The 21,573-nt window shown below is 67.3% G+C and carries 13 protein-coding genes and 1 riboswitch; of the genes, 10 read left to right on the forward strand and 3 right to left on the reverse strand.

Annotated elements, in window-relative coordinates; genetic code table 11:
* Window positions 1–42: 42 nt before the first annotated feature.
* Complete coding sequence (locus A3OK_RS0118865; protein ID WP_019906457.1) at window positions 43–822, reverse strand: GNAT family N-acetyltransferase; 780 nt, start codon at window positions 820–822, stop codon at window positions 43–45.
* Between the two features lie 619 nt (window positions 823–1,441).
* Between A3OK_RS0118865 and A3OK_RS0118870 the strand changes: the two genes are divergently transcribed.
* The 7 genes from A3OK_RS0118870 (at window position 1,442) to A3OK_RS0118900 (ending at window position 13,712) form a co-directional block, all read left to right on the forward strand.
* Entirely contained in the window at window positions 1,442–2,509 is a 1,068-nt protein-coding gene (locus A3OK_RS0118870) for a siderophore-interacting protein (protein ID WP_019906458.1), read from the forward strand.
* A gap of 41 nt (window positions 2,510–2,550) precedes the next feature.
* Window positions 2,551–3,840, forward strand: coding sequence for an MFS transporter (locus tag A3OK_RS0118875; RefSeq protein ID WP_019906459.1), 1,290 nt, complete (start codon window positions 2,551–2,553; stop codon window positions 3,838–3,840).
* Window positions 3,830–4,759, forward strand: coding sequence for an ABC transporter substrate-binding protein (locus A3OK_RS0118880; protein ID WP_019906460.1), 930 nt, complete (start codon window positions 3,830–3,832; stop codon window positions 4,757–4,759). Before A3OK_RS0118875 ends, A3OK_RS0118880 begins: the two co-directional genes overlap by 11 nt.
* Window positions 4,752–6,770 (forward strand): Fe(3+)-hydroxamate ABC transporter permease FhuB, encoded by a 2,019-nt coding sequence (gene fhuB, locus A3OK_RS0118885; protein WP_019906461.1) that lies wholly within the window; start codon window positions 4,752–4,754, stop codon window positions 6,768–6,770. The genes A3OK_RS0118880 and fhuB overlap by 8 nt, the downstream gene beginning before the upstream one ends.
* Before the next feature lie 251 nt (window positions 6,771–7,021).
* Entirely contained in the window at window positions 7,022–9,427 is a 2,406-nt protein-coding gene (locus tag A3OK_RS0118890; protein WP_245259384.1) for a TonB-dependent siderophore receptor, read from the forward strand.
* 96 nt (window positions 9,428–9,523) lie between these two features.
* A riboswitch (cobalamin riboswitch) is annotated at window positions 9,524–9,725 on the forward strand.
* Between the two features lie 298 nt (window positions 9,726–10,023).
* Entirely contained in the window at window positions 10,024–12,225 is a 2,202-nt protein-coding gene (locus A3OK_RS0118895; protein WP_081631216.1) for a TonB-dependent siderophore receptor, read from the forward strand.
* A complete protein-coding gene (locus A3OK_RS0118900) occupies window positions 12,219–13,712 on the forward strand; it encodes a PepSY domain-containing protein (RefSeq protein ID WP_019906464.1) in 1,494 nt (497 codons plus the stop codon). The genes A3OK_RS0118895 and A3OK_RS0118900 overlap by 7 nt, the downstream gene beginning before the upstream one ends.
* A gap of 9 nt (window positions 13,713–13,721) precedes the next feature.
* Here A3OK_RS0118900 and A3OK_RS0118905 read toward each other — a convergent pair whose 3' ends face one another.
* Window positions 13,722–14,168 carry a cupin domain-containing protein gene (locus tag A3OK_RS0118905; RefSeq protein ID WP_019906465.1) on the reverse strand — a complete coding sequence of 149 codons (447 nt, stop codon included), beginning with the start codon at window positions 14,166–14,168 and terminating at the stop codon, window positions 13,722–13,724.
* Between the two features lie 263 nt (window positions 14,169–14,431).
* Between A3OK_RS0118905 and A3OK_RS23070 the strand changes: the two genes are divergently transcribed.
* Entirely contained in the window at window positions 14,432–17,275 is a 2,844-nt protein-coding gene (locus A3OK_RS23070) for a calcium-binding protein (protein WP_019906466.1), read from the forward strand.
* 266 nt (window positions 17,276–17,541) lie between these two features.
* Window positions 17,542–18,549: a helix-turn-helix domain-containing protein gene (locus A3OK_RS0118915; RefSeq protein WP_245259385.1), complete on the forward strand. Its 1,008-nt coding sequence runs from the start codon at window positions 17,542–17,544 to the stop codon at window positions 18,547–18,549.
* Between the two features lie 282 nt (window positions 18,550–18,831).
* Here the strand turns inward: A3OK_RS0118915 and A3OK_RS0118925 are convergent, their stop codons facing one another.
* A complete protein-coding gene (locus A3OK_RS0118925) occupies window positions 18,832–19,614 on the reverse strand; it encodes an FCD domain-containing protein (RefSeq protein WP_019906468.1) in 783 nt (260 codons plus the stop codon).
* A 259-nt stretch (window positions 19,615–19,873) separates the two neighbouring features.
* On the opposite strand from A3OK_RS0118925, the gene A3OK_RS0118930 reads away from it, so the two are divergent.
* Window positions 19,874–21,550 (forward strand): L-lactate permease, encoded by a 1,677-nt coding sequence (locus tag A3OK_RS0118930; protein ID WP_019906469.1) that lies wholly within the window; start codon window positions 19,874–19,876, stop codon window positions 21,548–21,550.
* Window positions 21,551–21,573 lie beyond the last annotated feature (23 nt).

The following is a 21,573-nucleotide window of genomic DNA, read 5'->3' on the forward strand; positions in this document are numbered from 1 at the left end:
CGCCCGCGGGGAGAGGAGAGCGTCGGCACCGCCGCACTCCCGTCATCGCACCGAGGCGGGACCGGGCGAGAACACCATCAGCGTCGGGCTCGCCGCATGGGTGAAGCCGAGGCCGGAATAGAGCCGCTCGACATGGCCGCCCGCCACGCATTGAAGCAGGACCGTCCCTGCGCCCGCCCGCCTCGCCGTCTCAATCGCCGCCCGCGTGACCAGGGCGCCGAGACCGCGTCCGCGACGGGTCGCGAGACTGCCGACATTGTAGAGACCGGCGAGGCGCCCCGAGCGGTAGAGGGAGGCGCAGGCCACCGGGACGCCTTCCTCGCTGAGGGTCAGGTGGTGCGCCTCGACGCCATCGACCGGCCGGGCCTCCCGCAGCACCGGCAGGAACACGGCCTCGGCGATCGCATTCACGCCCGCGTCGTCGTAGAGGCCGCGGCAGACCGACAGGTAGCCCTCGCCGGGCGCCGCCGTCTCGTCCTCCGCGAGGGCCAGCCCTTCCGGCAGGGACGGCGCCTGCGCCTGACTGCAATCGCGGATCATCCAGCGCGTCGGGAAGGCCGCCTGCAGGTCGGGATGGGTCGCGAATTCGCCCGCCTGGTCCTCGGTGACGAGGAGGGCCGGCAGCCGACCGCGCTTCGCGGAGGTCTCGCGCACCCAGCCGAGGTCGGTGGTCTCGACGCCGACATTGAATCCCGGCTCCGGGATGGCGCTCGACCAGAGATAGCGTCCGCCATCGGGGGCGATTTCGATGTCCGAGACGTAGCAGCCCGACTGCATCAGGCAATGGGCATCGAGCAACTCTCGAAAATCGATATCGGCCATGCTTTCTCCCGTCTCGTCACGACAAAGCCAAGACCTGATGCCCCGGTTTCACCCGAGATGTCGCGCCTTGGACAGACGAGGATATGGGGTGGTGTTTCTGTCTGTCGATATGACACCGAGAAAGACGGAATCATTCCAGATCAGATCGTCAAAATCCGGAACGAATCTTTGTCCGAGCGAGGAGATGCAGTCCGATGCGCTCGATGAGCAGGATCTGTGCGCGATGGCCGCGCGTGTCCGTCTTCGACGGACGGCACCGGATGCGGCTCGTCGCGTCGGGTCTCCTGTCCGGGGCGCCGCGATCAGGGCGAGATGAACAGAGGGCCATGGCCGGCTCATCGAGCGATCAGAGGCTCGATCGAAGGCAATGTTCGAATATCGCTATTCATGAATGCCATCATGAATGGAAATTTTTCTGTACTATACGGCGAAGTGCGGTGAATAAATTAGAACTTGCACGCGTTGTCTCCAATTTCGTCTTGGTCTATTGCCTGCAGCAAATCCGAGGCTCGGCCCCATACCGACCCGCCACCGTGGAGCATCGTTCGTGACCCCCATTGCTTCCGTGACTTCCTCGGCTTCCGTGACTTCCGGGACTGACATGACTTCCGGGATTCCCATGGCTTCCGAAGCGCAGGTGCGTCTCGACGATGCCGGCCGCTACATCGCGGACCTGTGCGAGCACTTTCTCGAACACGACATCCCGGTGTTCCACGAGCCGGGACGCGGCCGGGTCGATTTCGATGTCGGAACCGGCACCCTGGTGGCCGCGGAGGGCGGGCTCGCCCTGAAGGCGGAGGCGACCGACGAGACCTCGCTGGCCGTCGTCAAATTCATGCTCGCCTCGCATCTCCAGGAGATGCCCGGCGCCACGGACGCGTCCATCGTCTGGACCGGGGACGGCTGCGAGGACCGCACGCTGCCGAGCCTGCGCGAGATCAGCGTGCGGCGCGTCGTCGATCTCACGCCGCATATGCGCCGGATCACCTTCGTCGGCCGGGATCTCGCGCGCTACGATGCGTTCGACATGCACGTGCACCTCATCATCCCGCCGGCGGGTCACGTGCCGCAATGGCCGGTTCCGGGTATCGACGGCATTCCGGTCTGGCCGCAGGGCGAGGGTGCGCCCTCGATGCGGACCTACACGATCCGCCGCATCGACGTGGCGGCCGGCGAGATCGACATCGATTTCGTCATGCATCACGATGCCGGTCCCGGCGCCTCCTTCGCCAAGCGCGCCGAGGTCGGCGACGCGGTCGGGCTGCTCGGCCCCGGCGGCCGCAGCGCCGGAGAGGCGGACTGGTACTGCCTCGCCGCCGACGAGACCGGGCTGCCGGCCGTCGGCCGCATCCTCGGGCGGTTGCCGCGCCACGTGGCCGGGATCGCGGTGATCGAGGTCGACGGGCCGGCCGACGAGCAAGATCTCGACCGGCCCGAAGGGCTGGAACTGCGCTGGCTTCATCGCAACGGCGCCCCGCCCGGCACGACCACGCTGCTGGCGGATGCGGTCCGGGCGATCCCGTTTCCCCGCGATCGCAGGGTCTTTGCCTGGGCAGCGTCCGAATTCGATGCGTTCAAGGCGCTGCGGGCGCATTGGCGCAAGACCTGCGGTCTGACCCGTGACCAGCATCTCGCCGTGGCCTATTGGCGGCGTGGCGCGGACGAAGACGCCAAGGACGAGGATTGAGGCGTGACCGGACAGAGCGTCATCAGAGGCGGCATGATCCCATGATGCTCGACCTGTCTCCCCTGCGCGCGAGCCGTGGGTTCCGGCTGCTCTATGCGGCGCGGGCGGCCTCGTTCCTCGCCTTCGGGGTGCTCGGCGTCGCCGTGAGCCTGCAGATGTACGCGCTGACCTCCTCGTCGCTGCAGGTCGCGCTGCTCAACGCCGCCGTGGCCGCGCCGATGGCGCTGGCGCTCATCGTCGGCGGCTGGCTCGCCGACCGCTACGACCGCCGCGCGGTCATGGTCTGGTCGCGCACCGCGCATCTTCTCACCATCCTGATCCTCATGGCCAATGCCGGCCTCGACCAGCCGATGGTCTGGCCGATCTATGCCGCGGCCGTGGTCGGCGGCTCCACCTTCGGCTTCGGCATGCCGGCGATCATGGCCGCGACCCCGGCGCTGGTCGGGCGCGAGCACCTGTCGGGCGCCGCCGCGCTCACCGCCGTCGCGGCGCAGGTCGGGGCCATCGCCGGGCCGTTCCTGGCGGGCGCCATCACCGCCGGCGCGGGGCTCGTCGCCTGCTACGGCACCGTGGCCGTCATCTCCGGGATCACGCCGGTCGTCCTCGCGTTCCTGCCCGCCCTGCCGCCGATCGCCGAACAGGCCGCCGGGACGCCGGTCACCGCGCTCGCCGCCGACGAGGACGGCTTCATGGGCGGCCTGCGCTACATCGCCCGCTCGCCCCTGGTGCTGAGCCTGCTCCTGATCGATCTCGTCGCGCTGGTCCTCGCCGTGCCCTACGTGCTGCTGCCCGAACTCGCGACCCACGGTCTCGGCGAGGGGCCGGACAGTATCGGCCTGCTCTATGCCGCCCCCTCGGTCGGCGCGCTCGTCGGCGCCCTCGGCTCGGGCCGGGCCGGAGCGAGCCCGTTCGCCGGGCGCTGGCTCGTCGCCTGCGTGGCGATCTGGGCCTGCGCCTGCATCGCGCTGGGCTTCAGCGACGGCATGATCCCCGCCCTGATCTGCCTCGCCGCCCTCGGCGCCGCGGCGAGCCTCGCCGGCATCCTGCGCGCGGCCCTGATCCAGCGCGCGACACCGGATGCGATGCTCGGCCGCGTCTCGAGCCTGTGGGTCCTGGAGGAATCCATCGGCCCCGCCCTCGGCGGCATGCAGGCGGGGACCACGGCCCATCTCGCCTCCGCCCGGATCGCCATGGTGGCCGGCGGCGGCCTGTGCCTCGCCGCCACCGCCGCCATCGCCGCGCTCACGCCCGCCCTCAGAGGCGCCAGCCTGGCACCGGAGACGAAGGTCATCGCGGACGATCTCGCCCTGGCCGCGGTCGATGCGCGCTAGGAGGGCTGCCGCCGGACCGGCGGCCTGCCTCCTCCTCATCCTGGCCGCCCTTCCCGCAGGGGCCGAGGACATCCCTGCGCAGGAAGAGGTCCGCGCGCAGGCGATGCCCGCGCAGCCGCGCGTCGCCGCCCTCGACTGGAGCGCCGTGGAGCTGCTCCTCGGCCTCGGCATCGTGCCGATCGCGGTGACGCAGCCCGAGAATTACAACCGAACCGTGGTGTCGCCGGCCCTCCCCGACGGCGTGGTCGATCTCGGCCTCGTGGTGGAGCCGAACCTCGAATTGCTGGCGAGCCTGAAACCGGACCTGATCCTCGGCAACCCGATCCAGGTGGCGACGCAGGGCAGCTTCCTGTCGCGCATCGCTCCGACGGAGGCGGTCTCGATCGCCAATGCGGCCGGCGATCCCTACGAGCGGGCGAAGGCGGAGACCATGCGCATCGCCCTGCGCCTCGGCCGGGTCGAGCAGGCCAAGGCCCTGGAGGCGCGGACCGAGGCGGTTCTCACCGAGGCGGCGGCGAGCGCCTGCCCGGCCGCGCGGCATCCGACCTACCTCGTCTGGATCGTCGACCACCGCAACGTCGTGGTCTACGGCCGCACCAGCCTGTTCCAGACCGTGCTCGACCGCCTGCATATCGAGAATGCCTGGACCGGTGCCAGCAACGCCTCCGGCTTCACGGCGGTGGGGATCGAGCAGCTCGCGACCGGTTCGGCGGAGGCGCGCATGGTCCATATCGGGCCGATCCGATCCGACGCGGCCAAGGCGCTCGCCGGCAGCCGGCTGTGGCGGACGCTTCCGGCGGTGCGCGACCACCAGGTCGACGTGGTGGCCCCGGTCTGGTTCTACGGCGGCCTCCCGGCCATCGCGCGCTTCGCCGAACTGATGGCCGGGCTCTCGAAGCGGGATTGTCCCGGTGGCTGAGGTGAAGCTGGCCGAACCCGGCCTGTCCGCCCTCGCGCCGCGCCGGTCGCGGATCGGCGGGACGGCGCTCCTCATCGGCGCGGTCGCCCTCGTCGCGGCGCTGCTCACCCTGCGCACGCTCACGGCCGACATGCCGCTCGGCCCGGCGCTGAAGGCGCTGTGGAATCCCGACTGGACCGACATCGCCCAGGTCATCCTGCATGAGAGCGTGCTGCCGCGCATCGTCACCGCGTGGCTCGCCGGCGCTGCCCTCGCCCTGTCGGGCACGGTGCTGCAGCAGGTTCTGCGCAATCCGCTCGCCTCGCCCTCGACGCTCGGCATCTCGGCCGGGGCGCAGCTCGCTCTGGCGCTGGCGTCCCTGTTCGCGCCCGGCCTGTTCTCCCAGGGCCGCGAGGCGGTGGCGCTCTCGGGCTCCGCCCTGGCGGTGCTCGCCGTCTTCGCGCTCGGCCGCGCCAAGGGCTTCGCGCCCCTCGGGCTGCTGCTGGCCGGCCTCGTGGTCGAGCTCTATTGCGGGGCGATCCAGACCCTCCTCGTCATCCTGCACCAGGAGCGGCTGTTCGGCCTGTTCGTCTGGGGGGCGGGCTCGCTCGCCATGAACGATTGGAGCGCGCCGGCCTATCTCGCGCCCCGCCTCGCGGTGGCCGCGATCCTGGTGGCGCTGATGGTGCGGCCGCTCGCGCTGCTCGACCTCGACGAGGCGAATACGCGGAGCCTCGGGCTTTCCCTCGGCCGGGTCCGGTTCCTCGCCGTGGCGGTGGCCGTGGCGCTCGGCGGGTTCGTGGTGGCGGGGGTGGGCGTCATCGGCTTCGTCGGGTTCGCCGCGCCGATCCTGGTCCGGCTCACCGGCACGCGCACCTTGCGCGACCGGCTCATCGCCGCGCCTCTTCTCGGCGGCGCCCTGATCTGGCTCACCGATTCCGTGGTCCTGGCGCTCGCCCCGGTGGCACAGGTGCCGACCGGGGCGCTCGCCGCCCTCGTCGGCGTGCCGATGCTGCTCTGGCTGCTGCCGCGCCTGCGCGGCGTCGGCTCGCCGCATCACCAGGATGACGGCGCCTCCTACCGCCGCGCGCGGCCCTGGCGCCTGATCCTGGCGGGAGCGGCGGCGCTGGCCGTCCTCGTCGCCATCGCGCTGGTTCTCGGCCGCGACATGGCCGGCTGGCATTGGAGCGTCGGCGCCGGTCTCGAAGATTTGCTCCCCTGGCGCCTGCCGCGCGTCGCCGCCTCGCTCGCGGCCGGCGCGATGCTGGCCATCGCCGGCACTCTGCTGCAGCGCCTCACCGGCAATCCGCTGGCGAGCCCCGAAGTGCTCGGGATCAGCTCCGGCGCGGCCCTCGGCCTCATCGCCGTCACGATCGTCCTCGGCACGCCGGACCGGATGGCTCTGCTCGGCGCCGGCAGCCTCGGGGCGCTCGCGACCCTCGCGGCGATCGCGAGCCTCGGCCGGCGTGCCGACACCGCGCCCGAGCAGATGCTGCTGGCCGGCATCGGCCTCACCACCGGCTTCGGCGCCCTCCTCACCATCCTGATGATCAGCGGCGATCCCTCCGTGGTGATGCTGCTCGGGTGGACGGCGGGCTCCACGGCGCGGGTGGCGCCCGAGGATGCCGTGGCCGCCATGGCCGTCCTCGTCCTCGGGGCCGCCTGCCTTCCCGCGACGACCCGCTGGCTCGACCTGCTTCCGCTCGGCGACCCGAGCGCCCGCTCGCTCGGCCTCGGCCTGCGCCGCAGCCGCCTCGTCATCCTCGCCCTGGCGGCGATCCTCACCGCCGCCGCCACCCTGGTGGCGGGACCGTTGAGCTTCGTCGGCCTCGTCGGGCCGCAGGTGGCGCGACTGTTGGGCCTCACCCGCGCGGCGCCGCAACTCGCCGGCGCCGCGATCGTCGGGGCGCTGATCATGGTCGCGGCGGATTTCGTGGGGCGGATGGCGTTCTTCCCCTACCAGCTTCCCGCCGGATTGGTGGCGACCCTCGTCGGCGGACCGTTCCTGATGTGGCTGCTCGCCCGCCGCTGAGCGTATCCGGGCACCCGTAAGACCCTTTGGACTCGAATTATTCCAAAGAACGAATGTGTTCCTGGGGCAACGCAACCAGAACTTTCGCATTCGCAGTACAACTTCGTCTTGCTGACAAAGACGCGCTGTGGATTTGTCTTGGCGAAACGCGATCTTTGTTTTTGAATCGTTCCAAGCGATGCGGCAACAGAGATGACTCGCTCTTTCAAGCTCACATCTGCGCTTTATTTTCGATGACCAAGGTCTTCTCTATGTCTGATGCCATGCCGTTCTCCTCCGGCAAGTTCTCGCGCAAGACCCGTCAGGGCGCGCGGTCCCTCGCCGGCGTCTCGACCGTGGCGATGCTCGCCATGTCCCCCGCCCTGTGGAGCGGCGCGGCCCTCGCGCAGGGCGCGGGCAGCGCCTCGGTCCAGCTCGACACGCTGTCGGTGCAGGGCTCGGGCAGCGGTGTGGGAAGCACCAGCGACAGCGTGACCGCGGCCAATTCCTACATCGTCTCCCGGAGCGCCACCGGCACGAAATCCACCGCCAACCTGCGCGAGATCCCGCAATCGATCTCGGTGGTGACGCAGAAGCAGCTCGAGGATCGCGGCGCGCAGAGCCTAGCCGACTCGCTCGCCTACACCGCCGGCGTCTACGCGTCCCCCCAGGGCGATGACGGGCGTTTCGACCAGCTCATCATCCGCGGCTTCGACCAGACCATCCGCGGCGTCTATCGCGACGGCCTGCGCCTTCCCATCACTAGCTTCTCCGGCTTCCCGCAGGAGCCCTACGGGATCGAGCGCATCGACGTCCTGCGCGGGCCGACCTCGGGTCTCTACGGCCTGAACGATCCGGGCGGCCTCGTGAACTTCGTCAGCAAGAAGCCCCTCGACGTGCCGCTGCGCGAAATCTTCGGCTCCTACGGCACCTATAACCGCAAGCAGTTCGGCTTCGACCTGAGCGGCCCGGCCAACCCCGAGAAGACGATCCTCTACCGGATCACCGGGTTCCTGCGGAACGGCGGCACCCAGTCCGACTACGTTGATCTCGACCGTGTCTACATCGCGCCGGCCGTGACGATCCGGCCCTCCGCCGATACCAGCCTGACCCTGCTCGGCAGCTACCAGAAGGACACGACCGGCGATAAGTACCGCCTGATCCCGCAATACTACACCAACGGCTCGAACCCGTTGAAGGCGAACCTGCGCGACCGTTTCCTCGGCGAGCCCGATTTCAGCCGCTTCAAGGCCGAGCGCGCCATGGCCGGCTACGAGTTCTCGCACCGCTTCGACGACGCATGGACCGTGCGCCAGAACCTGCGCTACGCCCATGCCAGCACCGACTACAACAGCGTCTACCCGACCGGGCTGAACAATTTGGCTTCGCCCTCGCTGCTGAACCGCTCGGCCCAGATCTGGCGCGAGGATTACGGCGTCTTCACCGTCGACACCCAGATCCAGCACGAGCACGTGTTCGACTGGTTCAAGAACACTGCCCTTCTCGGGGTCGACTACAGCAACATCAAGCACAAGAGCGACCAGTTCGGCGGCCCGACGCAGTCGTTCTTCGATCCCAACTTCCTCTTCGGCGGCCCTGGGACGACGCTGGTCGGTCCGATCGACGTGCTGAACCCGAGCTACGGATCCGCCATCGGGCCACTCCGCAGGACGCTGTTGAGCAACCTGTCGCAGGAGCAGACCGGCATCTACGCCCAGGATCAGGTCAAGTTCGCCAACGGCTTCCTGTTGAGCGCCAATGCCCGCTACGACTGGGTGAAGACGACGACCGACGTGCAGAACCCGGCGATCGACGCCGTGCGAACCTTCCTGAACGCCAACGGCATCGCCAACGGGATCCCGACCAATTTCGGCGTGAACCAGAATGCGGAATCCTACAGCGGTCGCGTGGGCCTCTCGTACCTTTTCGATAACGGCCTGACGCCCTACGTCGCCGCCGCCCGCTCGTTCAATGTCCTGCCGTTCTACATTCAGACGAGCACGCCGAGCGCCCTCGGTGCCGCCATTCCCGGCACCTACTCGATTTCGCCCGCAAAGCCCGAGATCGGTGAGACCATCGAGGGCGGCGTGAAGTATCAGGCGCCGGGGTCCAACAGCACCCTGCTCGTCTCGGTGTTCGACACCAAGAAGACCAATGCCCTGACCTTCGATTCGACCGATCCGCTGCAGCAGGCCTATTACCAGACCGGCGAGATCGCGGTGAAGGGCATCGAGGCCGAAGCCACGATCGAGCTCGCGGAAGGCTTCCGCCTCATCAGCTCCGCCACTGCCCTCAATGCGAAGGTGACCAAGGATACGCCGCCCTCGGGGATCGGCAGCGCCGTCGGAAACCGGCCGATCCAGGTCCCGGAATACGTCATCTCGAACTGGGCTGATTACACCGTCCAGACGGGGCCGTTCCGCGGCTTCGGCTTCGGCTTCGGTGTCCGCTACGTCGGCGACACCTTCGCCGACGCCGCCAACACGATCCGCGTGCCGGATTACTTCCTGATGGATGCGTCGATCCGGTATTCCTACGAAGGCTGGCGCTTCCAGGTCGCGGCCAACAACCTGGCCGACCGGGTCTATGTCGGCACCTGCGCGAGTCTCGGAACGTATGTCGGCTGCAATTACGGCGACGGCCGCCGCATCACCGGCTCGGTCACTTATCGCTGGTAGGCCGACCCGCATCGACGTCTTCGCCCCGGATCGAAAGATCCGGGGTTTTTCTTGTGCCGTGTTGCCCCGGTGTCGTTGACGCGGCTCTCCGCGGTCGCCTAGCGTGACCGTGACGGTTCCTCCCCGGAGGATCAAAAGGGAATGCGGTGAGGAGTTCGCTCCGATGCCGCGGCTGCCCCCGCAACTGTAAGCGGCGAGCCCATCATCAACACGTCACTGGGTGCTCCGGCATCTGGGAAGACGATGAGAGGGCCGCGACCCGCGAGCCAGGAGACCTGCCGTCAGTCGTGGTCACACGCGAAACGCATCGGGCGGGGTGTCCTGGTGGGGTGTCGGAGCATGCTCTCGGGCATGGATCGGCTTCGTTCGCGGTGACGTGCCACTGCGCCGTTCCGCGCCCGCCGTCAGCTCTCGATGCCCGATCGTCCCTGTTCCTTCCGCTGCAGACGCCATCCCGCGCCGCCGCAGCCCGAGACCGTCCGGTCCCGCGCGCGTCGACTCCCTAGTGAATGGTATAATGTAACGTTATAACATACGATTTCGCGAGAGGGATGGTGGCCGCCGGCCAGCGCCCAATCCGGTTTTCAAGAACGACCATGACGTCACTCGTTGTCCCTCCTTCGCGTCCAGCAATCCGGCTACCCTCCGCTTCGCGCCGGCAGGGCGCCGCGCTGCTGCTCTCCCTCGCGACCTCGACCATGCTGGCCGGCGCGGCGCGCGGGCAGGATGCCGTCACCCTCGACCAGCTTTCGGTCGAGGGAACGGGGGTGAGCCTGACGCGGGCGAGCCCCGTTGGGCTCAACCTGTCCACGCCGTCCCGCAGCGCCAGCCGCCTCGGCCTGACGCCGCTGGAGACCCCCGCCAGCCTCGACGTGATCAGCGGCGAGACCGCCCGCATCCGGGGCCAGAACACGGTCGTCGAGGCGGTGACGCAGAACGCCACCGGCATCACCACCATCGCCTCGCCGGGCAATGGCAACGGCGCCTTCTCCAGCCGCGGCTTTGCCGGCCCGAACTCGATCCAGCAGCTCTACGATGGCACCCGCCTGTTCGTCGGCGCCGGCACCGTGACCTTCCCGTTCGACACCTGGAACGTGGAGCGGATCGAGGTTCTGCGCGGCCCGGCCTCCGTGCTCTACGGCGACGGCGCCATCGGCGGCGTGGTCAACGTGGTCTCGAAGAAGCCGAGCTTCACCCCGATCCACGCCGCCCGCGTCGCCACCGGGTCGGACGGGCTCGCGCGCCTCGCCCTTGATCTCGGCGGTCCCATCGGCGACGCGGTCGCCTACCGCCTCAATGTCAGCGGCAACCGCGATGGCGGCTGGCTGAACCAGAATGGCGACTTCCGCAACCTCGCGGTCTCGGGCGCGCTGCTGTTCCAGCTCAACCCGGATCTCGCCGTCACCCTGAGCCACGATCTCGGTTATCAGGAACCGGCCCGCTACTGGGGTACGCCCCTGGTGAACGGCAAGATCGTCCAGGCCCTGCGCTACAACAACTACAATGTCGACGGCGCCAAGGTGACCTGGGCCGATAACTGGACCCAGCTCAAGGCCGAGTGGACGCCCAGCGCCGACATCACCATCCGCAACACCGCCTACCGGCTGCAGAGCCGGCGCCATTGGCTCGATGTCGAGCAATACAGCTTCAACCGTTCCACCGGGCTCATCGACCGCTCGGATTACCTCGAGATCTACCACCAGCAGGAACAGGTCGGGAACCGCTTCGACGCGGCGTTCAAGGGCAGCCTGTTCGGCTTCCGCAATGAATTCGCGGTGGGATTCGACGTCAACCACGTCGATTTCCGCCACACCAACAACTTCTCCAGCGCGGGCGGCAGCCTCGTCACCAGTGTCGACCCGTTCAATTTCGATCCGGGCACTTTCCCGGCGAATGGCCGGGCGAGTCCGGCCTACGCCACCAGCACCAATCAGGCGTCGGTCTTTGCCGAGAACCGGCTGATCCTGAGCGAGCAGCTCTCCTTCCTCACCGGCGTGCGGTTCGATGCGCCGACCCTGCATCGCCGCAACCTCGTCACCGGGGCGACCTTCGAGCGCTCGTTCGAGGCGCTGAGCTACCGCTTCGGCCTCGTCTACAACCCGACGCCGGACTCGGCGCTCTACGTGCAATACGCCACCGCCACCGATCCGGTCGGCAGCCTCATCAGCCTGTCGCAGTCGCTATCCGGGTTCGATCTCTCCACCGGCGAGCAGGTCGAGGTCGGGGCCAAGGGCCTCGCCCTCGGCGGCGCCCTCGAATGGACGGTCGCCGGCTACCGCATCGTCAAGGACAACCTGATCTCGGCGGTGCCGGGCCAGCCCACGGTCTCGACGCAGGTGGGCCAACAATCCTCGCACGGGGTCGAGGGCGCGCTTGCCCTGCGCCTGCCCGATGGCTGGCGCATCGACGCCAACCTCGCCCTGCTCCACGCGCAATACGACGAGTTCCGGCAGGGCTCCGTCTCCTATGCCGGCAACCAGCCCGTCGACGTGCCCCAGCGCGTCGCCAATGTCTGGCTCAATTGGGCTTTCACCCGCGATTGGGAGGCCCGGATCGGGCTGCAGAATGTCGGCCGGGTCTTCAGCGATTTCGCCAACACCGCGCCGCGGCCCGACTATACCCTGGCCCATCTCGGCCTCGACCATCAGGTCACCCCGGCCTCGCGCCTGAGCCTTCGCGTCTACAACCTGTTCGACAAGACTTACGCGATCAGCGGCAACGCCGTAGACGGGATCGGCACCAACTGGCTGCTCGGGCGACCGCGCTCGTTCGAGGTCGCCTACAGCGTCGCATGGTGAGCCTCGTCAAATCGAGCCTCGTCAAACCGGTGAAGCGATGGCTGATCCTCGGCCATCGTTGGCTCGGCATCGCCACCGGGCTGCTCTTCGCCCTGTGGATCGGCTCCGGGCTGGTGATGCTCTACGTGCCGTTCCCGAGCCTGACGGAGGCCGAACGCCTCGCCCGGCTGCGCCCGATGGCCTGGGAGGAGGTCGCGGTCTCGCCGGACGAGGCCCTGGCCGCGTCGGGCGAAACACGGATGCCCCGCAGCCTCGATCTCGAGATGCGGGGCGACGTGCCGGTCTACCGGATGTCGGCCCCGGACGGCCGGCGCATCACCCTCTCCGCGCGGAAAGGCGCCGTGGCGGGGCCCGTCGACGAGGAGGCGGCCCGGCGCCTCGCCGGTGCCGGCCCCGGCGCATCGGTGACGCGGGTCTGGCGCGACCAATGGACGGTGACGGCGCGCTACGATCCCCTGCGGCCGTTCCACAAGGTCGCGCTGAACGACGCGGCCGGAACCGAGCTCTACGTCTCGCGGGCGACGGGCGAGATCGCCCTCGACACGACGCGGTTCGAGCGCGGATGGAACTGGGTCGGGGCCGTCACCCACTGGGTCTATCTCACGCCGCTTCGCGCCCGCGCCGTGTTGTGGCGCGACGTGGTGCTGTGGGTTTCCGGCATCGCCGCGGGCACGGCGCTCACCGGGCTCGTCCTCGGCTTCTGGCGCCTGCGCCTGCGGCACCGCTACGCCAGGGGGCGCGTTACGCCCTATCGCGGGATGGCGCGCTGGCACCATTTCGCCGGGCTCGTCGGCGGGATCGGGCTCACCACCTTCATCGTCAGCGGCTGGCTCTCGATGAACCCGAACCGCTGGTTCGCCTCCCTCGCACCGCCCGCCGACCTGCGCGAGGCCTATGCCGGACCGCCGGCGCCGATCGGGCTCGATACCGCCGGCCTTCGCGCGATCAGCTCACGGGCGCCGCTCGGCCTGCGTTTCATCCGCATCGGCGGGGGCTGGGTCGCGATGGGCCTCTCCGGCACCGGCGCGGACGCGGTCGAAGCGGCCCCCGACACGGCGCGGATCCTCGCCGCCGCGAGCGAGGCGATGGCGGGGGCGAGGTTGGAGGGCGTCGAGCGCCTGGAAGCGCACGACCTCTACTGGTCACCGCTCACGAGCGGGACACTCCCTGTCCTGCGGTTGCGCTTTGCCGATCCGGCTGCGACGTGGCTGCATGTCGATCCGCGCAGCGGCGAGATCCTGAACCGCCTCGACCGGTCGGGCCGCGCCAACCGCTGGCTGTTCACGGCCCTGCACCGGCTCNNCCTGCCGGTGCTCGTCGGCCACCCGCCGTCGCGAGACGCCGCCCTGTGGCTGCTCAACCTTCTCGCCGCAGCCTTGGTGATCACGGGGCTCTTCATCGGTTGGCGGCGCCTGCGCTCGAAGGTGGGCGCGCATTTCCCTCTCTCCGCCCGGCGGGGAGAGGAGGAACCAGCCTCTTCCGAATAGGGACTTGCCCTATTGCTGCTGGGCCTGCTGCGACTGCCGCATGAAGCTGTCGGGCGTGCCGGTCCCGTCCGAGACGAAGCGGATGTCGCGCGGCTCGCGGCGGGGCGTGTCGACGGAGAGGAACACCATCGGCTGTTCCAGGATCTCCGGCACCGAATGCACCACCCCGCGCTGGAACATCACCAGCTTGCCCGGCCCGACCTCCACCGCCGGCTCGTCGGCGAACTTCATCATGCAGCGGCCGGAGAGCACGTAGAGATACTCGTCGCAGGAGGCGTGGCTATGCGGCGGGGTCGGCGCATAGACCCGGAACACGCGGGCGCTCGCCGCCGGCTGATCGACGAACCGGTGGTCGGCCACCATGGTGGTACAGGCCTCGGGCAGGGTCGCCACGGCGGCGGCGACGTCGAACACCGCGTGCGCAGCGGTGGAGGTGGGTGTCGTGTCCTGGCTCATCGCTCGTCCTGGCTCGCGGGGGGCTCTGCTTCCGATACCGTACCGTAACCGGTTTTCCGGCGGCCCCCAAAACCAGCGGCGCCCGCGTCGACCGGCCCGATCACGCCGATCCTGGCGCAGACCCGACGGCGGCATGAGAGCAACACGAAAGGCGATGAGACGCAGCGCCAAGTGTTTCGGGCGCGTGAGTAGCGTCCGCGCGTACAAATTGATCGAGGAATGAGCTAGGCACGTTCAAATTCTTGACTGTGGGGGGAACCACAATGGCCGGCGCGAAATCGGGGATCAAAGGGGTTGGCTATTTCAATGATGCCTTCGCGCTCACGGGAACAGCCCTCAATCTGATCGGCATGATTCCCGGGGTCGAAATTCCCGATGAGCTTCTTGAAGTGTTCGGCGTCTTCAACGGTGACCCAAGCCTGGATCTGCTCAATGAAATGAACGGCAAGCTGGATGAGCTATACCAGCAGGGAGTACAGATCCTCGAAGAGATCGGTCTGGTCACCGATGAGGTGCACAACCTTGCTCTGACGGATATCAAAACCAGCGCCAGAAATGCCCAAAATTTTCTGAATGATTACATGCTCAAAGGTGACGAGGGCTCAAGGCTCATCGCCATCAAGGAATCGACCGATGCGCTGACGAGGGCGCAGATCTTTGCCGAAAACCCGACGGCGGACGTCGCCTTGATCATACCGTCGCTGTTGGCAGCCTTCACGACACGGGTGAACGTCATCCGCGAGACCAGCGATGGAGCAACGTCTGGAGACGCCAAAGATGAACTCTCCGACGCTATCGCAGTACTGGAAAAATCCGTCTCTTCGTATAAGTCGCAGCTCCCGGATCTCATTAATTACAAAACCGAGTTGGTGCTTCACGTTTCCGGGGCCGCTATTTTTTATGCTTGGATCGTCGATGACGAGGGAAACAAAGTAGCGCCACAAAGAATTGCGGCCGTGGAGAAATTGACGCAAGACCAGGCTAATCAGCTCGAGAAAATCCTGACCCTTGGATCTTATATAGGCGATGACATTTCGGGGAATGCATTTTATAATAACATTACAATAAATGATCAGGTTGCTTTTAGCGACTTCTTTAACAAGTACGCGCTTGGAACGGATCTTCAGGGTGATACGAAAGCCCGTTTAGAAAACTTCATTTACCGCGATGCCCACATGACGGAGCTGGAGACGGCCGTCGACACGCTGAAGCAGCTCACGAGCGGTCAGTGGGTGATCGACAAGCCCGGAACGGTCGACGGGACCATCCAAGCCGACCCGAATGTTCCCGAGACGTTCGAACAATGGCCGGGCTTCACCGCGCCCCACACGCTGGAAGGCCGAGCGGGCAACGACACGATCATCGGCAGCGGCGGCAACGACACCCTTCGCGGCGGCGGTGGAACGCCGGACCTGTACGAAGACGCGCCTCACGACGGCAATGATCGGCTTCTGGGCAAGGGCGGCGACGACATCATGGTCGGCGGCTCGGGCAACGACTGGCTCGACGGTGGTGCCGGCAACGACCGGTTCGATGGCGGCACGGGTATCGACACGGCGAGCTACGTCTCGGCGACCGCCGGGGTCAAGGTTTCGCTCGACCTGAAGGATTGGCAGGAGACCGGCTTCGGCAAGGACCGGCTCCTGCGGATCGAGAACCTCGAAGGCAGCCGCTTCGGCGATACCCTGACGGGCAGCGTCGGAAAGAACACGATCCGAGGCCTGGCCGGCAACGATGTCATCGACGGTCACCAGGGGGCCGACCGCCTGTATGGCGGAACCGGCAGCGACACCTACTTCGTCGATAACAGCGGCGATCTCGTCTTCGAGGCGAAGGGCGAGGGCCGCGACGTGGTCAAGACGGAGATCAGCTACACGCTCGCCGCCGGCCAGGAGATCGAGTTCCTGAAGCTCGCGCTCTCCACCGGCACGCGGAACCTCAACCTGACCGGCAACGAGTTCGCCAACGATCTGACCGGCAACGGCGGCAACAACGTCCTCGATGGCGGTCGCGGCGCCGACACCCTGAGCGGTGGGGCCGGCAACGACACCTACGTGGTCGACAATGCCGGAGACCTGATCGTCGAGGCATCCGGCAAGGGCGCCGACGGCGTGCGCAGCACCGTCAGCTATACGCTCGCGGCCAATGTCGAGACCCTGCTGCTTCTCGGCGGCGCCGCGATCGATGCGACGGGCAACGCTCTCGCCAACACGCTCACCGGCAATGCCGCCGCCAACGTCCTGGACGGGAAGGCGGGCGCCGACACCATGGTCGGCGGGGCGGGCTCGGACACCTACATCGTCGACAATGCCGGCGACACGGCCGTCGAACTGAGCGGCGCCGCCGGCACCGATCTCGTCAAGGCCTCGGTGTCCTTCTCGCTGGGGGGCTCCTACGTGGAGAACCTGACGCTCACCGGGAGCGCCAATCTCAACGCCACCGGGAACTCACTCGCCAACGTCCTCACGGGCAATGGCGGCGCGAACCTGCTCGACGGGAAGGCCGGCGCCGACACCATGATCGGCGGGGCCGGCTCGGACACCTACATCGTCGACAACGCCGGCGACAAAGCCATCGAGGCGAGCGGCGGCACAGGCACCGACCTCGTCAAGGCCTCGGTATCCTACTCGCTGGCAGGCTCCTACGTGGAGAACCTGACGCTCACGGGCACCGGCAACCTCAGTGGAACCGGGAACTCGCTCGCCAACGACCTCAAGGGCAATACCGGCGCCAACCATCTCGACGGCGGTCTCGGGGCGGATACGCTCACGGGACTGGCCGGCAAGGACACGTTCGTGTTCTCCACCAAGCTCGGCTCCGGCAACATCGACCACATCACCGACTTCTCCTTGGACGATACGATCCAACTCTCGAAGCCCGTCTTCACAGCGCTCTCGAAAAGCCAGCTCGCTGCGACGGCGTTCAAGGATCTCAGCGTGGCAGGCGCGAAAATCGATGCCGATGACCGCATTCTCTACGACAAGGCGACGGGCACCCTGTCCTACGATGCTGATGGCAGCGGCACCGCCGCCAAGGCGATCCAGTTCGCCGTTATCGACAACCACGACAAGGTGGCTCTGACTCACCTCGACTTCCTGATGGCGTAAGCCCGCACCACGTCTTGGCCGAACCATCCCGGTTCGGCCAAAGTTTCCCGAACGATCGAGGCTCTCGCCTGGAATCGCCCCTCGTCGGCATGGGCGGCATCCAAGCGCGTGACGGCTGATCGCGGCCTTCCATCGTGTTCGCGGTGGTTGTGTACAGCCCGGACCGCACCCGCTCGATCGGCTTGTTCTCCCTAGGGCCGCATCGCTAACGTGCTCTGCCGAGCAGACTGGATGGCGGACGATCAGGCCCGTTGGATGCGAGCGACATGACGGCTGATGCGGGCCTTCCGTACTTCCACCTGACGACGTCGGCCTCGCCCCCCGGCGAAGCCTTCGAGCGATGGCGCACTCTCCTGGCGCCGATGTACGAGGTCAGTCCGACCACGCCATCCGCCCCACTGCCTTTCGGCACCAACATCGCCTACCAGGTCGGTGACCTCGTCACCCAGCGCTCGCTGCTCTCGACCCAGCGGCTCCAGCGCGACCGCCGACGTGTCGAGGCCGGTCCCGACCACTACATGGTCCAACTCTACCGGTCCGGCCGTTTCCAGGGCACGGTCGCCGGCAAGCCGGTCTCGGCCTCGCCTGGCACCGTCACCTTCATCGGCCGCCGTCACCTGCTCGATGGCAGGCTCGACCGAACCGATGTGATCGGCCTCGCCGTCCCCACCACCCGCCTCCACGGGCTGTCGCTCGAGGATCGCGGCCTGCTCTTCGATGCGGCCCGCAACCGGCTATTGGCCGCGCGCATTCTCGACATCTATCGCCGATTGCCGACCACACGCGCCGACGCGGCCCCGGCTCTCGCCCATGAATTCGTCGGCTTTCTGCGCCGCCTGCTCGACACCTCGCAGGCCTCGGACGTGCTGGAAGGCCGCGAACTCGACGGGGGGCTGCGCGCGCTGGCCCGGACCATCGTGCAAGGGAACCTGTCGCGGCCCGATCTGTCACCCGAGTTCATCGCCGGGCAGATGCGGGTCTCGCGCGCGACGCTCTACCGGCTGTTCGAGCCGGAGGGGGGCGTGATGCATTTCGTCCAGGGCGAGCGGCTGAGGGCGGTGCGCGACGCTCTTGCCGATCCCATGGAGACGCGCACCCTCGGCGGGTTGGCCAACGTCTTCGCCTTCAGCAGTGCCTCGCAGCTCAGCCGCAGCTTCCGCAACCGCTACGGCGTCCAACCCCAGGCTTGGCGTGGCGAGCGTCGGGTGGTCCAGCGGATCAGCGGTCAGGGGACGGTGCAACACGTCTGGAGGTGGCTGCGCGAAACGCGGTGACGGTCGTCGCCGGAATGCGCTCCCTACTCGAAACGGACGATCGTCGGACCCCGGAGATCGTCGAACGCCGCGTGAGCGGCGGTGGGGGTGGGCGTCGTGCCCTGGCTCATCGCTCGTCTTGGCTCATCGCTCGTCCTGGCTCGCGGGGGCGCCAAGCGGGTCGGCGTCGACCGCGACTGGGAGTTGGGTCGAGCCGCCGTTCGCCGTCGGGCGCCCCATCACCGCTTTGATATGACACTCGTGAATCGCATCGAAGATGCATGATTTCACTGAGCATGGTGTTCAAATTTTGGACTTTCTACCGCTGGAAACGCTCCCACCATTCAGGCGCCGAAGTGAAACCTGAAGTCGAGCCTCCGATTCCTTGATTTCTTTCAGGGCCTGATGCGTATAGTGGATGTGTAATTCTGCGGCCTTTCCCGCTTCATCCACGTTTCCGGCGATGACGCTTTCATAGATGGCGCGATGTTGTGCGCGAAGGCGGTCGCGCGTCTCGGGTCGTTTAAACAGCTTCTCACGGTTCTCGATGACACCCTGGCGCAGCATGCCGGATAAGGCCCGCATGGTATGCAGGACGACGAGGTTGTGGCTCGCCTCGTAGACCGCAATGTGGAGGTCGACATCCGCGTCGGCTTCGTCGCGTTGCACGCCGTCGTCGTGAGCGCGGTCGATCCGGTCCATGCACTCGGTCAGCCGTTCGCGATCCACCGCATTCGCCCGCTCCGCCGCGAGACGCGCGGCCATCCGCTCGGTCGTCGCCCTGAATTCCAGATAATCGTCGACCACATCTGCGTGGGAAGCGATCAGGGCGATCAGGGGATCGGTGATCTCGCGCCCTAGGGCCGCCACGGAGCGCCCGTTGGGTGTGGAGACGAGGAGCCCCTCCTCCTCCAGAATCTTGATGCCCTGCCGCAAGGTCGGGCGCGAGACGCTCAGCTGAAGCGCTAGATCGCGCTCCGGCAGGAGGAAATCCCCGGGGTTGAGGGCACCCTCGAGGATCAGATCCTTCAAATGGCGAGCGGTGCTCTCGGCAACGCTTTCACCCTTGATCGCGTCCTGATCCATCTCTCGCTCCGACCGGCCCCAGTCTACGCATCTCCGGCCTCTTGAATATAGTTCGGGCAAACCATATTGCCAGTTGACTGAGTTGGTAAAAACATTTTACCAACCGCTTGCTCTTGGTCTAATCAAAAATCCAGAGCTCGCAGCAGGCTTGATCCAGACAGCCTCCGTCCGGTGCGCGTACGCCACGCGCACCGGACACCGTAGGAGGCTGTCCGGAGGGCAGCGCGGATCATGTCCATTATTCGAGAGGAGTGACGCCGTGAGTTGGAACCAAGTCTACGACCCATTCGGAAACACGCTCTGGTCGACGGCGCTCGCGTCCCTGCCAATCGTCGTGCTGCTCGGCGGGATCGGCCTCGCCCATCTGAAAGCGCACACGGCCGCACTGCTCGGTCTCGGCGTGGCGCTGGCGGTGGCGGTCCTCGGGTTCGGGATGCCTGCCCAGATGGCCGGGGCGACGGCCGCCTATGGCGCAGCCTTTGGCCTCCTGCCGATCGGCTGGATCATCCTCAACGTCATCTTCCTCTATCGTCTCACGGAGCGGACCGGACAGTTCGACATTCTGCGCGACTCGATCGCCGGGATCACGCCGGATCGACGGCTCCAGCTCCTCTTCATCGCGTTCTCTTTCGGGGCCTTCTTCGAGGGTGCGGCCGGCTTCGGAACGCCGGTCGCCGTGACCGCCGCGATGCTGATGGGTCTCGGATTCACGCCCCTGGCTGCGGCGGGTCTTTCTCTGATCGCCAATACCGCGCCCGTGGCCTATGGCGCCCTCGGCGCGCCCGTCATCGCCCTTGCGGCGGTGACGGGGCTCGACCTGCTCGAACTCTCCGGCATGATCGGGCGCCAACTCCCGTTCTTCTCGCTCCTCGTTCCGTTCTGGCTGATCTGGGCGTTCGCCGGACGCAAGGGAATGCTGGAAGTCTGGCCGGCACTGCTCGTCGCCGGCCTCGCCTTCGCAGTGCCTCAGTACCTCGTCTCGAACTTCCACGGTCCCTGGCTCGTGGACGTGGTCGCGGCGATCTGCTCGATGGCGGCTCTGGCGGGCTTCCTGCGCGTCTGGAAACCGGCGCGGATCTGGAGCGGGACCGATGGCGGTGCGCAGCCAGCGGCCTCAACGGCCCCTGCGGCCCGGCACACCCATAGCGCCGGCACGGTCTTCAAAGCCTGGCTGCCCTGGCTGATCCTCTCGGTGTTTGTCTTTGCCTGGGGGACACCGCAGTTCCGCGCCTGGCTCGACGCCCTGTGGGTCTGGCGGATGCCGGTGCCGTACCTCCACGGGCTCGTCTTCAAGATGCCCCCGGTCGTCGCCAAGGTGCACGGTGAGACCGCGATCTACACTCTCAACCTTCTCTCCGCGACGGGCACGGGCATCCTGTTGTCGGCCATCCTCGGGGGCCTGATCCTCGGCTTCGGCCCGCTCAAGCTGCTGCGTGAGTACGGCCGCACGGCCTATATCGTGCGCTACTCCCTGCTCACGATCTCGGCGATGCTGGCGCTGGGCTACGTGACCAAGTACTCGGGGACCGACGCGACGCTGGGTCTGGCTTTCGCGCAGACCGGCTGGATCTACCCGTTCTTCGGCGCGATGCTGGGTTGGCTCGGTGTTGCCCTTACGGGATCGGATACGGCATCGAACGTGCTGTTCGGTGGCTTGCAGAAGATCACGGCCGAGCAACTCGGTCTGTCGCCGACCCTGATGGCCGCGTCCAATTCGTCCGGTGGCGTCATGGGCAAGATGATCGACGCCCAGTCCATCGTCGTCGCCTCCACCGCCACGCAATGGTACGGCGGCGAGGCCAAGATCCTGCGCTACGTTTTCTTCCATTCCATCGCGCTCGCCTGTCTCGTCGGCGTTCTCGTGATGCTGCAGGCCTATGTGCCTCCCTTCACCGCGATGGTCCCGGTCGCGACCGTGCCGACACTGACGCCCTAGACCCTGCTAAACCCGGGGCCGCT

Source organism: Methylobacterium sp. 77, assembly GCF_000372825.1.
Classification (GTDB): Bacteria; Pseudomonadota; Alphaproteobacteria; order Rhizobiales; family Beijerinckiaceae; genus Methylobacterium.

Coding starts and splice junctions, on each gene's coding strand:
- A3OK_RS0118865 (WP_019906457.1), bottom strand. CDS start 822: ATGGCCGATATCGATTTTCGAGAGTTGCTCGATGCCCATTGCCTGATG.
- A3OK_RS0118870 (WP_019906458.1), top strand. CDS start 1,442: ATGGCTTCCGAAGCGCAGGTGCGTCTCGACGATGCCGGCCGCTACATC.
- A3OK_RS0118875 (WP_019906459.1), top strand. CDS start 2,551: ATGATGCTCGACCTGTCTCCCCTGCGCGCGAGCCGTGGGTTCCGGCTG.
- A3OK_RS0118880 (WP_019906460.1), top strand. CDS start 3,830: ATGCGCGCTAGGAGGGCTGCCGCCGGACCGGCGGCCTGCCTCCTCCTC.
- A3OK_RS0118890 (WP_245259384.1), top strand. CDS start 7,022: ATGTCTGATGCCATGCCGTTCTCCTCCGGCAAGTTCTCGCGCAAGACC.
- A3OK_RS0118895 (WP_081631216.1), top strand. CDS start 10,024: ATGACGTCACTCGTTGTCCCTCCTTCGCGTCCAGCAATCCGGCTACCC.
- A3OK_RS0118905 (WP_019906465.1), bottom strand. CDS start 14,168: ATGAGCCAGGACACGACACCCACCTCCACCGCTGCGCACGCGGTGTTC.
- A3OK_RS23070 (WP_019906466.1), top strand. CDS start 14,432: ATGGCCGGCGCGAAATCGGGGATCAAAGGGGTTGGCTATTTCAATGAT.
- A3OK_RS0118915 (WP_245259385.1), top strand. CDS start 17,542: ATGACGGCTGATGCGGGCCTTCCGTACTTCCACCTGACGACGTCGGCC.
- A3OK_RS0118925 (WP_019906468.1), bottom strand. CDS start 19,614: ATGGATCAGGACGCGATCAAGGGTGAAAGCGTTGCCGAGAGCACCGCT.